The organism is Thalassorhabdus alkalitolerans (genome assembly GCF_042656525.1).
In the GTDB taxonomy this organism is placed as follows: domain Bacteria; phylum Bacillota; class Bacilli; order Bacillales; family Marinococcaceae; genus Thalassorhabdus; species Thalassorhabdus alkalitolerans.
This window is the reverse complement of the sequence record NZ_JBHSOZ010000004.1, coordinates 58,920-71,686: the sequence shown is the minus strand read 5'-3', so window position 1 is coordinate 71,686 and position 12,767 is coordinate 58,920. Positions and strand designations below refer to the sequence as shown.

Below are 12,767 nucleotides of genomic sequence, written 5' to 3'. Positions count from 1 at the left end.
GCTTGTTACAAGCATTGCAAATGGCTAAATCCATAGAAGTTGGACAGGTATTAATCAATGACGTACCTACACTTCGATTTGATCATATGCCTTACGGAGGGGTCAAGGATTCTGGATACGGCCGCGAAGGCGTGAAATACACAGTGGGGGAAATGACTGAACTTAAAATGATAAGCATTAAATATTAGGGGTGAAAACAATGACAACAAGTGAAGGGAGCCTGTCAAAAACCACAATGAGCAAGTCATCGATCATTATACCTGTTTATAAGGCCCATCACTTACATGCTGAAAAACTTGAAAACAAGAAATGGATAACTGAAAGAATTATTCCCCTTTACTATCCATACAACTTTCAAAAGTGGGAGGTTCATTATAAATCTTTTTTTAAAAAGCCAAAGCTTGAAAAAAGAGTTGTTGCTTCTAATTTAATTAAAGGAGATTCTTCATTTGCGGATGAATGGCCTTCCTTCTCACTGGGTGAAGTCAAAGAGAATCAAATTATCCCAAGCAAAGTAGAAAAAAGCACATATCTGGCTAGTTCCCGGGAAATGGTAAGGCGATTCTACGTCCACTATGCGAGAGTTTGGAATGTGCCGAGGCTGGAGTTGATAGAAGAAAAAACAGCCTATCTGCCTTATGAAGTATATCTGCAAAAGCATACAGGAAAGAATCAAACAAGAACAATGCTGTATGAGCCTGTTTCCGGACATGCAGAGAATTTGGATAAATATCCAGAAATTCATTCATTCTTTACTACGATAAGGGAGGATTAAGATCATGACTATGCTCTATTGGATTGTCACTCTCACTCTATCTACCTGGATCTTTATGTTTGTTTTATTATGGAAAACAAACCTGCTCGATGAAGACGAAAAAAAATAAAACACAGCACATCTAAAGGAGGTTATGCACCATGGACAGTACGATCGTTATGTACTCCTGGATTTTTATGGTTTTCTTTATAGGAGTCATGTTATATTTTGGGTGGGTCGGCATGAAAAGGACTGATAACGCCGATGATTTCGCAACAGCCCGTTCAACTTATGGCCCACTCACCATTGCATTAGTTATAAGCGCAGGTATTTCCAGTGGTTCTACCTTTATGGGAATGCCGGGCCTTGCATACGATATCGGGGCACCAAGCTTATGGTATCCCCTCTTGTACCCTATCGCCACTATTATAGGTATGGTGTTTGTGGCTAAAACTATTAAACGTTTTGGAGACCAGTTTGGTACAAGGACAATTCCTGAATTTATGGGTGAACGATTTAACAGTGATTTCTTACGAATTATTTTAACTGTTATTTCAATTTTATTAATCTTTTATGTTGTATCCCAATTTGTTGCCGCAGCAACCATGTTCCAAACCATGATGGGAATTGATTATGGTGTTGGCTTGATATTAACAGGGATCGTTCTTTCTGTTTACGTGTTCTTAGGCGGCTCTCATTCTGATATTTTAACTGATGCCATTCAAGGCTTTTTAATGCTTATTATTGCCGTAGTAGTCGTTGTCGTTTTTGTAATGGGATACGGTGTTGATGGCGGTTTTTCTGGTATGATAGATACAATAAATGAGAGAAAGCCTGAAGGCGGCTTTGATACTTTATTTATTCCTGGGCATGATACATATGGCGCTGCATGGCTTGTCATTCTTTTATTCATTGCCCATATACCTTTTAGTATTCTTCCTCATCTAGGAAACAAATTCATGGCTGTTAAATCAGGAAAAGATTTAAAGAAACTAATTATGTACTGTACAGTTATCGCCACTACTCTTCCATTAATGGCATTAGGTGGAATGCTTGGAATCGCTGTGATCGACCCGGGAGCTAATATTAATCCTGACCAGGTGGTTCCAGTCCTGTTTAGTGAATTATTTCCGCCAATTATTGCAGCCTTTTTCGCTATTGCAGTTCTTTCAGCCATTATGTCAACATCTGATGGTTTAATCGTTTCATTAACACAATTACTTGCCAACGATATTTACAGAAAAACAATTGTACCAAGAAGCAATATTACAACTGAAAAAGCTGAAAAGGTAGAACTGATGATCAGCCGTTACGGAACCTTCGTAGTCATTGGTGCTGCGATCTGGATGGCATGGACACCGCCGCAATACCTGGCAGTATATCTATGGATCGGGATCGGGGCGATTGTTTCTGCTACTGCAGGGCCCCTTGTTATCGGTACTCTATGGAAAAGAGCAACAAAATCAGCTGCCATTATTTCTATGCTGGTTGGTACTTCTACCTACTGGATCGTCTACCTTGGTGTAGGACTCGACAACCCATTTGCCGCAGCTGGTATCGGGGTGCTTGTCAGCTTGACTCTTATGTTTGTTCTTTCTCTTGTCACTCCAAAACCGGCACAGCACGAGATTGATCGTGTCTTTAACCCGGGCAAAACAGAATCTTTATAGGGAGGAATTTGATTATGCATCAGTTTGTCTCTCCTATTAAAATATTATCTGGAGAAGGAGTTTTAAAGAATATTCCTCAAGAGCTTCAAAACTTTAACGCAGGTAACGTAATGATTTTTGCTGATCCTGGAATCATACAGGCAGGCATTTTAAGCAAACTGGAAGACGTGCTGAAAGATGCGAAAGTCTCCTACTCTATTTACAGCGACCTAGTACCAGAACCGCCACTTGAAACAGGAAGAGAAGCGGTACAAGCATTAAAAGAAAGCAATGCCGATTTTGTGATCGGCATTGGAGGGGGAAGTTCCCTGGATGTTGCCAAAGCCGCCGCTGTCCTTTACGGCAATGAGGGAGAGCCGGGGGACTTCCTCAACCTTACCGGCAGCCGCAAGCTTGAAAACAAAGGGCTTCCTAAAATGCTTATCCCTACTACCTCAGGAACCGGGGCAGAAGTGACCGATATCTCTGTTTTTTCCTTAGAAAAAACAAAAGACGTTATTACTGACCCACTATTGTTAGCCGACGTGGCCGTATTAGATCCTGAACTCACGTATACAGTTCCGCCAAGAATAACAGCCTCTACAGGTGTTGATGCGTTAACTCATGCTGTAGAAGCCTATATTTCAGTTAATGCCACCCCCTTAACAGATTCGCTGGCTCTTGAGGCGGTTAGGCTGATTTCCAGAAATATTCGGACCGCCGTGTGGCATGGCAGTCACGAAGAGTCCAGAAATAAGATGGCGTGGGGAAGCCTTCTCGCTGGATTAAGTTTTTATAATGCTGGTGTATCGGGAGTCCACGCGTTGGCTTATCCATTAGGCGGACTGTATAAGATCCCCCATGGGGAATCAAATGCTGTCATGCTTCCTTATGTATTTGATTTTGTTTGGCCATCATGTATGGAAAAAATGACTGACCTTGCAGATGCATTAGGCGTAGACACTTCACTATTAAGTACCCGAGAGGCCGCTGTGTCAGCCGTTCAGGCTCTGCAGGAGATCGTAAGAGATACAGGAATTCCTCAAACACTTGATAGGTTTGGAGTAAAAGAAGAAGACATACCTTTACTCGCTGAAGAAGGAATCAAGCAAAAGCGGCTGCTTCAAAGAAGCCCAAGACCCTACAGCCAGAATGATATTTTTCAAGTCTACCAGGCAGCCTACTTTGGTGAACTTTCCCTTGGGAAGTAAAAGCAAAAATTTACGAGAAAGCGGGGTTTCCTGCTTTCTTGATTACGTTTCTATCAGTGAAGAACATCGCTTTCCATTCTACAATTGACGGAACAAAATATTATGTATATTTTCCCAAGAAGATATTGACATATTTTCTAAACCTATTAAACTATAATAGTATAGGATTTTACATACCCCATTTAGGGAATCTTTGTTCGACGACAAAGTAAAAACCCCTGCCGACAAACTGGCAGGGGTTTTTCTTATCTCTTATACTACTCTTTTACATTGTCTGCACGTTCCTCCCACTCTATCGTTTTCTTTCCGATAAAAAACCATGTGAGTAAAGCTAACATAATCTGACTGCCACTTACTTATTTTTGTCATAATGAACTCACACACCAAATAAGGAGGAATTATCGAAACATGAAACTGTCGGACTTGAAAAAGAGTGGACACGCCCCTTCGTTGTTTTCGGCCTTTTTGTACTTTGACATTAGCTTTATGATCTGGGTTTTATTAGGTGCTTTAGGAGCCTACCTGACAGCAGATTTTAACTTAACAGCAGGACAAGTCGGGCTTATTGTTGCGATCCCTATTCTAGCAGGATCGGTGTTCCGAATTATTATGGGTATTCTCACAGACCGCTTCGGTCCTAAAAAAACAGCCATCGGTGGAATGATTGTAACAATGATACCCTTATTCTGGGGATGGCTGTTTGGCTTTACAATTGCTGAATTGTACATGATTGGTATCCTGCTTGGTGTTGCTGGAGCAAGCTTCTCTGCTTCTCTTCCAATGGCAAGTCGCTGGTATCCTCCTCAACTGCAAGGTTTGGCAATGGGGATAGCAGGAGCAGGAAACAGTGGTACCCTTCTTGCTACATTGTTTGGTCCACGTCTTGCAGAGCTGTACGGCTGGAATGCTGTATTTGGTTTAGCACTTATCCCTTTAACTCTGGTTTTGATTTCATATATGTTTATCGCTAAAGAACCTCCTAATCAGCCAAAGCCAAAGCCTGTCTTAGATTATTTTAAAGTACTTAAGGAAAAAGACGCCTGGTATTTTTGTATCCTTTACAGTGTAACGTTTGGCGGGTTTGTCGGGTTGTCCAGTTTTTTAAGCTACTTCTTTGTTTCCCAATACGACTTAGCAGCTGTTCGTGCCGGCGAATTTGTAACGCTGGTCGTTGCTGCAGGAAGCTTCCTGCGTCCAGTTGGCGGATTGATTGCTGATAAAATCGGCGGTGTAAAATTATTAACCTTCCTGTTTGTAGGAGTAGCAATCTGTATGCTCGGTGTCAGCTTCCTGCCTCCTTTAGCATTAGTAACACTGTTGCTCTTTGTTGGTATGGGCTGTTTAGGAATGGGCAACGGAGCAATTTTCCAGCTTGTTCCACAGCGCTTTCAAAAAGAAATTGGCATGGTAACAGGCATTGTTGGGGCTGCAGGCGGTGTTGGCGGCTTCTTCCTTCCAAATGTTCTTGGTACTTTGAGAGACCTTACTGGGACGTACGCCAGCGGCTTCATTGTTCTATCACTCACAGGTCTGTGTGCCCTTGGACTTCTTTTAATTGCACAGGCTGGCTGGAGAAGAGAATGGAAACTTGAAGGAAAATCTGTACAAATATAATCCTCTCTTCTTAATAAAGAAAGGCTGAATGATGGTTCTCCTTCATTCAGCCTTTTTTGCTATTATTAGGTTGGTTTTATTTCCTCTTTAATTCCCTTTCTTCTTCTTAACCTAATCTTTGGCAGTTTGCCGCCGGTAGGTTCTGGTTTTACTTCTCCTTTAAAGGCTTTCAACATGGAAAACGTCATGAAAAATAATATGATAGTTAATGGAAAAGCGCTGACTATAATCGCAGTCTGCAATCCTTCAAGCCCTCCCGAAGCCATAAGCACTGCTGCTGATGCAGCTAACACAAAACCCCAACTGAACTTTACAACGTTTGGAGGGTTAATCCCTCCATTTGTTGTTTGCATCCCTAGCACAAAAGTAGCTGAATCAGCGGAGGTTATAAAGAATGTACTAATTAAAAATACAGTAATTATGGCCAGAATGGCTCCCAATGGAATTTGTTCATATACAAAAAATAAAGCGGTCTCCAGAGCCTGCTCAGAAACAGGAAGGCCCATTGTGTATTCATAGAATATCCCTGTACCCCCAAATACAGCAAACCAAAGAGTACAAACAACAGCAGGAATTATCAGCACCGCCACCACGAATTCTCTAACCGTTCTTCCTTTTGATACCCTTGCAATAAACGTTCCTACAAACGGTGCCCAGGCGATCCACCAAGCCCAGTAAAAAATGGTCCACCCTTGAAACCACTCGGCATCCCCTTCATTAAAAGGAGCAAGCCTAAGTCCCATGGCGGGAAGGTTTTGGATATAGCTCCCAAACGTGGTTGTAAACAGTTCCAGAAGAAATACCGTTGGACCGAGAAATAACAGGGCAAAGAACAATATTACTGCCAGAACCATATTCGTGTTGCTTAAATATTTAATTCCTTTTTTGATTCCAGTGCCTGCGCTAAAAATAAATAATAAAGTAACAACCGCAATAATAATCAGTTGTATCGTAAAGTTATTAGGGATACCTGTAAGGTAGCTCAATCCACCGTTTATTTGAGCAGCCCCTAACCCCAAGGAAGCACATACTCCAAATATGGTGGCAAATACTGCTACAATATCAATAATGACGCCAATTGGTCCTTTTACTCGGTCCCCAAGTAGTGGATATAGTGTAGAGCTAATTAACCCGGGGTATCCTTTTCTAAATTTAAAATAAGCAAGTCCAAGGGCTATCGTGGCGTATATGGCCCATGCATGAAATCCCCAATGCAAATATGTATACTGAAGACTCATGATTGCTGCGTCATCTGTTCCTCCCGCTATCATAGGCGGACTGACAAAGTGTGAAATCGGTTCAGATACCCCAAAAAATAACAGTCCTATTCCCATTCCTGCACTAAATAGCATGGCGATCCATGTTGGGCGGCTGAACTCTGGTTTGTCTTCATCTTTTCCAAGCTTGATCTTCCCGTACTTGCTGATGATTAAATAAAGAGCAAATAGTAAAAAGAATGTTGCTGCTATTTGGTAGAACCAGCCAAAGTTCTCCAGAAAAAATGCAAGGGCTGTATCCATGGCGGCTTCTAGCTGACCTGGCAAAATGACCCCCCATAATACAAATACAATTGCAATAACCATTGATATCCAAAAGACACTTGTTACTTTAGCCATTACAAAGCCCTCCTTTCATCCTCTTCCCTAGCGTTTGATTATTAAGAAGAGCTTATACATGCTTATATATTTTTTCCATGTAACAAAAATATGATAATTTTATGTGTTGAAGCTGAAAAGAAGAGGAATAGAAAAAAAGGCAGTCCATATTATTGGGGTGAGTGGTTTGAGACAGGAATTTTTAAAACAGTACGCCAAGTACCTTGTGACAATCGGTATTTTGATTCTTTTATTTATGCTGTTAACACAGCTTTTGGCAAGTGAACTAAACCCAAATCTTCTTCAGCAATTTGACTTTGCAATCATTGCCTGGGTTCAATCATGGATTACACCACTTTTAACAGACTCATTTAACGTGATTACTTATTTGGGATCTGTTCAAGCTTTAATCATTTTGGTGATAATTACGTCACTTATGTTGTTTATTTTTAAGAAGACCTGGGAAGGTATTCTTTACATCTTTACCGTCGCAGCGGGGGGAGGACTCAACTGGCTGCTAAAATGGATTATTCACAGAGAGCGTCCGGACATCAACCCCCTTGTAGTGGAGTCTGGATACAGTTTTCCGAGCGGACATGCGATGATGGCTATCATTGCATACGGAATGCTGGGATACTATTTTGTTTTGTTTCTTCAAAGCAAAGCAGCCAAGTCAATAACAGTCATTGCTTTCACTATCTTAATATTCCTCATTGGTCTAAGCCGTATCTATTTAGGGGTTCATTACCCCAGTGATGTAATTGCCGGATATGCTGTCGGCGGTGCATGGCTTGGTGCTTCTATCATTGCTTTAGAAGTCCTTTTGCGCAGAAGAGAGAGTTCGAGACATTCAGCAGAGAGATCAGTCATCCCGCCAGGATAATTTTTTAATAAAAAGGATTGGCCGTGGTTTATTCACTCACGGCCAATCCTTTTAACTTTATTCTGCTAACACCTCTTCTAGAAGCTCAAAATTTGTGTATTCAGTATAGTCGGGGACTCTAGGTATGTTATCCTCCTCCATCATGAATTCTGCAATAACTTCAGAACCCATTTGCATGTCATCTGTGGCCTCCATGGAATAGACATTTCTACTCATGACTTCTTCTACTTGTTCTCTAGGAAGATTTTCTAATTTCTCATCCATTATATCAATTGCCTCATCCCGATTTTCATTAATAAACTCTGTGGCTTTGTTCAAGGCCCGTAACATTGCTTTCACAGTATTAGGGTTATCTTCCAGGAACTCTTCAGTTACTTGAAATGTTGAATAGAACTGCATCCAGTCTACTTCTCCTTCAGCCCCTGGGATCTCAGAGGTACTTCCGCTAAAAAGAAATTGAGCTCCTTGATCAAGACCAATAGTAATCCATGGCTCCCAGGCTGCCATAATGTCAATATCACCGTTATCTAATGCTGCTATTTGGTCTGTAGGGGACATATTTATGAAATCTACTGTATCCATATCTACTCCTAGCTCTTCAGCCATGTTATGTAAGGCAATACTTACACCAGCTCCTTGAACCATTCCAATCGTTGCCCCCTCTATATCTTTAGGGCTATTGATTTCCATTTCAGGGCTTGCAATAACGGCTTGAGTGCCAGAAACATTAGCCATGGGTGACACAATGACAGTTGGTACATTATTTGCACTTAATGAAATATTTGTAATAGTCGTCTCAAAACTTGATTGAGCATCACCACTAGCGATAAGCGGCCCAATGTCTGGTCCAGACTGCACAATATTATTTTCAACCGTTAAGCCTTCTTCTTCAAAAAAACCAAGTTCATCAGCAAGCATTTGCTGGGCTGATACTTGTGTATCAATTACTCCGTATAGTGTCACTTCTTCTACTTCTAACTCTTCGTTCCCACTGTTGTTTTCATCTTCCCCAGTGATCTCCTCCTCTTCTGAAGAATCAGCTTCCACATCATCACTTGCTTCTTCAATCCCACAAGCTGCAATGAGTAATATTATGCCAATTGAAATTAAAACAAATAGGTTAAACTGTACATCACGGAACTTACCGATAAATTCTTTCATATCCATACCCTCTCTTTATTCGATTATTTTTGTACTGCATCTGTGAGCTCACTTCCTTTTTTCCATTTAAACAAACGCTTTTCAACTATGCTTAAAATAATTGCAAATATAAAGTATAGGGCTCCTATTAACGAAGCCGCTAAAAACATATTGGCCATCTGAAAGAAGTTTCGGGAATCAATGATTAAATACCCCAGACCAGAATGTGCTCCTATCATTTCAGCTACCACCATTGCCGCAAACGAAACAGCTAAAGTCACTCGCATACCTACAAAAATTGGAGGAAGAGCTCCAGGTAAAATTACTCTTCTAAATACTTGTCTTTGAGTAGCTCCTAGTGATAAAGCTGAACGGATTAACACTGGGTTTACATTTTTTATACCGTCGACCGTATAAGCTATCATCGGAATCGCTGTAGCGTATGTTATTAAGGTTAGTTTTGATACTTCGCCAACCCCCATCCAAATAATAAATATCGGCAGTAATGCAAAGGGTGGTATAGGACCAATCATATTAATTAAAGGATCAACAATATTTCTTATTAATCTGAATTTTACAATCAAAAAGGCTAGTATAACCGCAATCACTACCCCTACTATAAAGCCTACTCCAAGCCGCCAGGTACTTGACCAAATATGTGCAAACAACACACCTTGCTCATAAAGATGGTATGCAGCCTCTAAAACGTTTATCGGGGTAGGTAAAAACACCGGGTTAAACCACTCAAACCTTACATTCATCATTCCAATGATTTGCCAAATTATAAAAAAACTAATGATAGTTATTGTTCTTCCAATACGGTCTTTATCCCAATAATCTCGTACATTTAAAGTATTGTTTTTCTGTTTTTTTATAACACCTTGTTCCTTGGTGTTTTCCATCGTAGACATCTGCTTACTCACCACCCTTTTCTTTATAATGTAACTTCTTCATTAATTAATAAGTCTTCTAATTTAGAAACTACTTCTTTAAATTCATCAGACTTTTCTCGAGGCCGTTCCATCATTACTCTCTCGTCCGTCAACACTTTGCCGTCTTTCATCACTAATATTCGATCCGCTAAATAGACAGCTTCTTCAACACTATGGGTGATAAACAACACCATCGTTTTTAATTGCATCCATATTTTTAGTAATTCTTTCCTCATCGTTTCTCTTGTTAAAATATCCAAAGCACCAAATGGCTCATCCATTAACAATATATCTGGTTTGTTTGCTAGTGCTCTGGCGATCCCCACGCGTTGCTGCATTCCACCTGAGAGTTGTCTTGGATAATAGTCCCTTGAGTCTTCCAGTCCTACCAACTTTAAATATTCTTCTGCTATGGTTAAAGATTTTTGTTTACCGACACCCTGGAGGCTCGGACCAAAAGCAATGTTCTCAATGACTGTGTACCAGGGAAATAACGCATGTTCTTGAAATACAACTCCTCTTTGCTTTGAAGGGCCTGTTATTTTACTATTATTAACTGTAATTGCTCCCTGATCCGGCTGCAAAAAACCTGAAACCAAGTTTAGCAATGTTGACTTCCCACACCCACTATGGCCTAAAATACATATAAATTCATGGGGCTCAACTTCAAAATCCACGTCATATAAAACTTGCTTTGCTTCCCGGTCTGAATAAAACGTTTTTGATACATTAGAAACTTTTAAACTCAATTTTTCCACTCCTTGAAATGTAAACTTTATTAACGCGTTTTGTTATTTAACTTCATTATAAATTTGTTATTTTCTTATTTCATTAGATATAACGTATAAAAGTGTTAAGTTGTTTAGATATGTTGCATAATAGTTTTTCCTAAACAACTGTTCCTGCCCAGTATGACAAGGTATTGCAACTTTTTATATGGGGTGTTGCAAGAGAAAAATCATGTCATATTTTGTGACATGATTTTTCTCTTGCTATTATTGTTTACAAAAAAAAACTGTTGAGAAACTATCTCAACAGCCTCCTTAATTGTGAATCACCCGCCTGAAAGAAACAAAACCCCGTACACAATTGAAATAACAATAACGATAGCAGGGTGAACCTTCCATTTCTCTAATAAAAAATAACTTCCGACAAGCAAAATAATAGTATGAAGGATACCGCCGCCTTCTACAGAACCAGCTAAAAATTGAATAGTTAATATTCCCAGTAAAACGGCAATGACCGGCCGCACATATTGCGTCAGTCTTTTTACTTTTGGTGAATCCTTATGTTTATATAGCAATCCAACCAAAGCAATCATCATGACCAGAGAAGGGGCAATGGTTGCAAATAAACCAACTCCTGCACCTAGCCAGCCTCCTACCTCATACCCAATGAATGCTGCCATTTTTGTAGCAATAGGACCTGGGAGGGCGTTACCGATGGCAAGAACCTCACTAAACTCCTGAACGGTCATCCACTCATACCGTTCCACTACCTCATATTGTATGAGCGGAATGGAGGCCGGACCGCCGCCGTAACCTAATATTCCCGGAAGGAAGAAGGCTATAAAAATTTCTACATATATCATTCTTCTTTTCCTCCTTCCCTGCCCTTAATCTTCTTCTCTAAAGGGTCTCGTTTAATCAGAGCAGCAATAATTAAAATGACAATAAGAATAGCTGGGTGGAAATCAAACACCCCAATGATAACTATCCCAATAAGCAACAGTAGTCCTGCGAACTTCCACCCTAAATCTGAGTGGGACTTAGTGACAAAGTTTTTAGTCAGTACAGCCATCATCACTGTCACTACCGGGAGAACACCATTTGTTAAGCCTGTTACCCAGGGAGCATCCTGAAAATTTGCAAGAGCCGCAAAAAAAGCAATCATCATTAATGCCGTAGGCATAACAATGGCAATCACTCCATTTATTGCTCCAATAACACCACCGACAGAAAAACCTATGTATCCAGCAAGCTTCGTTACTATCGGACCTGGAAGTGTATTTCCCAACGCTAATATATCACCAAATTCATCTTCAGACAGCCATTTGTAATGATCCACAACTTCTTTATAAACAAGTGGGATAGAAGCAGGTCCGCCCCCGTAGCCAAGGATCCCCACCCGGAAAAAAGCGAGGAATATCTTCATTTGTAGCAACTTTCTCACTCCCTTTTTCTTGATGTTCTTTTGTACTCATAGTAGCACATCGAACTTCACTTATGTAATTATTTATTCAACTTATTAAACAAAATGTATGATATATATTTATTTTAATTTCTTTTTGTTATTTCTATTGCTATACTATTTATACTATCTGTTATTGAAAATTGTGCTTTACTTCGTTCTGCTTCTCCACCTCAAGGAACGGCTTATCTCCACCATATTCAAGGTTTCTTCAGGAGCCCGGCCAGAGGCCAGCTCTAGCATAATCCTAGAAAAACCCTAGAAGAAGTACTATTACCTTGCAGAAATGTAGGTGAAAATTATGGAATTAGATTCGATTGATAAAAAAATATTAGAATGCCTGATTGAAAATGGACGTATGTCTTATGTCGATATTGGCAAGCGCTTAAATATATCAAGGGTTTCCGTGCGTGACCGTGTGCAGGTTTTACAGGAAAAAGGAGTGATTGAGAAGTTCAGTGTCGTCATTAATTCTGAGCTTGCCGGCAAAGCTGTTTCCGCTTTTTTTGAAGTAGACTGTGAGCCTTCCCACCTTGTATCGGTCGCCGAAGCTCTTGTTGAAAACCCGAGCGTAGCCAGCTGCTATCAAATGACAGGCCCAAGCACTCTCCATATGCATGTGTTAGTCGAAAACTTCACCCGGCTTGAACAATTTATTAATGAAGAATTATATGAATTAAACGGAATTACAAGGGTCGAGAGCCATATATTATTACGAAGATTTAAAAGCAGGACAGGACTCAAATTATAAAAACAAGGGATGTAGAGGAAAAATACCTACATCCCTTGTTTTTTTATT

At 40.2% G+C, this 12,767-nt stretch carries 13 protein-coding genes; 7 read left to right on the top strand and 6 right to left on the bottom strand.

The features are described from left to right. The 5 genes from ACFPU1_RS09865 to ACFPU1_RS09845 form a co-directional block, all read left to right on the top strand. Positions 1-188, top strand: a 188-nt coding sequence (locus ACFPU1_RS09865; protein ID WP_385940628.1) for an aldehyde dehydrogenase family protein, incomplete at its 5' end; no start/stop codon positions are given. A gap of 11 nt (positions 189-199) precedes the next feature. Continuing rightward, positions 200-775 (top strand): hypothetical protein, encoded by a 576-nt coding sequence (locus tag ACFPU1_RS09860; RefSeq protein WP_385940626.1) that lies wholly within the window; start codon positions 200-202, stop codon positions 773-775. Positions 776-915: 140 nt separating this feature from the next. Beyond that, the gene (locus tag ACFPU1_RS09855) at positions 916-2,424 is read left to right on the top strand and encodes a sodium:solute symporter family protein (protein ID WP_385940624.1); all 1,509 of its coding nucleotides are present in this window, start codon (positions 916-918) and stop codon (positions 2,422-2,424) included. Positions 2,425-2,438: 14 nt separating this feature from the next. After that, a complete protein-coding gene (locus ACFPU1_RS09850; protein WP_385940622.1) occupies positions 2,439-3,614 on the top strand; it encodes an iron-containing alcohol dehydrogenase in 1,176 nt (391 codons plus the stop codon). A gap of 408 nt (positions 3,615-4,022) precedes the next feature. Continuing rightward, the gene (locus tag ACFPU1_RS09845) at positions 4,023-5,228 is read left to right on the top strand and encodes a nitrate/nitrite transporter (protein ID WP_385940620.1); all 1,206 of its coding nucleotides are present in this window, start codon (positions 4,023-4,025) and stop codon (positions 5,226-5,228) included. A gap of 65 nt (positions 5,229-5,293) precedes the next feature. On the opposite strand, the gene ACFPU1_RS09840 is transcribed toward ACFPU1_RS09845, so the two are convergent. Next, positions 5,294-6,844 carry a glycine betaine uptake BCCT transporter gene (locus ACFPU1_RS09840; RefSeq protein ID WP_385940618.1) on the bottom strand — a complete coding sequence of 517 codons (1,551 nt, stop codon included), beginning with the start codon at positions 6,842-6,844 and terminating at the stop codon, positions 5,294-5,296. A gap of 166 nt (positions 6,845-7,010) precedes the next feature. Here ACFPU1_RS09840 and ACFPU1_RS09835 point away from each other — a divergent pair, with 166 nt between their 5' ends. After that, positions 7,011-7,706, top strand: a complete 696-nt coding sequence (locus tag ACFPU1_RS09835; protein WP_385940616.1) for a phosphatase PAP2 family protein — start codon at positions 7,011-7,013, stop codon at positions 7,704-7,706. 57 nt (positions 7,707-7,763) lie between these two features. Here the strand turns inward: ACFPU1_RS09835 and ACFPU1_RS09830 are convergent, their stop codons facing one another. From ACFPU1_RS09830 to ACFPU1_RS09810, 5 genes are all read right to left on the bottom strand, one after another. Further along, positions 7,764-8,867 carry an ABC transporter substrate-binding protein gene (locus tag ACFPU1_RS09830; protein WP_385940614.1) on the bottom strand — a complete coding sequence of 368 codons (1,104 nt, stop codon included), beginning with the start codon at positions 8,865-8,867 and terminating at the stop codon, positions 7,764-7,766. A gap of 23 nt (positions 8,868-8,890) precedes the next feature. After that, complete coding sequence (locus ACFPU1_RS09825; protein WP_385940612.1) at positions 8,891-9,757, bottom strand: ABC transporter permease; 867 nt, start codon at positions 9,755-9,757, stop codon at positions 8,891-8,893. A 23-nt stretch (positions 9,758-9,780) separates the two neighbouring features. Next, positions 9,781-10,527: an ABC transporter ATP-binding protein gene (locus tag ACFPU1_RS09820; protein WP_385940610.1), complete on the bottom strand. Its 747-nt coding sequence runs from the start codon at positions 10,525-10,527 to the stop codon at positions 9,781-9,783. Positions 10,528-10,832: 305 nt separating this feature from the next. Further along, positions 10,833-11,369 (bottom strand): chromate transporter, encoded by a 537-nt coding sequence (locus ACFPU1_RS09815; RefSeq protein ID WP_385940608.1) that lies wholly within the window; start codon positions 11,367-11,369, stop codon positions 10,833-10,835. Further along, on the bottom strand, positions 11,366-11,941 hold the full coding sequence (locus ACFPU1_RS09810) for a chromate transporter (protein WP_054637491.1): 576 nt from the start codon (positions 11,939-11,941) through the stop codon (positions 11,366-11,368). The genes ACFPU1_RS09815 and ACFPU1_RS09810 overlap by 4 nt, the downstream gene beginning before the upstream one ends. 328 nt (positions 11,942-12,269) lie before the next feature. Here ACFPU1_RS09810 and ACFPU1_RS09805 point away from each other — a divergent pair, with 328 nt between their 5' ends. Further along, positions 12,270-12,719 (top strand): Lrp/AsnC family transcriptional regulator, encoded by a 450-nt coding sequence (locus ACFPU1_RS09805; RefSeq protein WP_054637492.1) that lies wholly within the window; start codon positions 12,270-12,272, stop codon positions 12,717-12,719. Positions 12,720-12,767: the final 48 nt, after the last annotated feature.

What these genes read in the sequence shown, in the direction of transcription:
- ACFPU1_RS09825 (WP_385940612.1), bottom strand. Translation starts at nt 9,757, where the DNA reads ATGTCTACGATGGAAAACACCAAGGAACAAGGTGTTATAAAAAAACAG.
- ACFPU1_RS09860 (WP_385940626.1), top strand. Translation starts at nt 200, where the DNA reads ATGACAACAAGTGAAGGGAGCCTGTCAAAAACCACAATGAGCAAGTCA.
- ACFPU1_RS09850 (WP_385940622.1), top strand. Translation starts at nt 2,439, where the DNA reads ATGCATCAGTTTGTCTCTCCTATTAAAATATTATCTGGAGAAGGAGTT.
- ACFPU1_RS09855 (WP_385940624.1), top strand. Translation starts at nt 916, where the DNA reads ATGGACAGTACGATCGTTATGTACTCCTGGATTTTTATGGTTTTCTTT.
- ACFPU1_RS09830 (WP_385940614.1), bottom strand. Translation starts at nt 8,867, where the DNA reads ATGAAAGAATTTATCGGTAAGTTCCGTGATGTACAGTTTAACCTATTT.
- ACFPU1_RS09845 (WP_385940620.1), top strand. Translation starts at nt 4,023, where the DNA reads ATGAAACTGTCGGACTTGAAAAAGAGTGGACACGCCCCTTCGTTGTTT.
- ACFPU1_RS09805 (WP_054637492.1), top strand. Translation starts at nt 12,270, where the DNA reads ATGGAATTAGATTCGATTGATAAAAAAATATTAGAATGCCTGATTGAA.
- ACFPU1_RS09815 (WP_385940608.1), bottom strand. Translation starts at nt 11,369, where the DNA reads ATGATATATGTAGAAATTTTTATAGCCTTCTTCCTTCCGGGAATATTA.
- ACFPU1_RS09840 (WP_385940618.1), bottom strand. Translation starts at nt 6,844, where the DNA reads ATGGCTAAAGTAACAAGTGTCTTTTGGATATCAATGGTTATTGCAATT.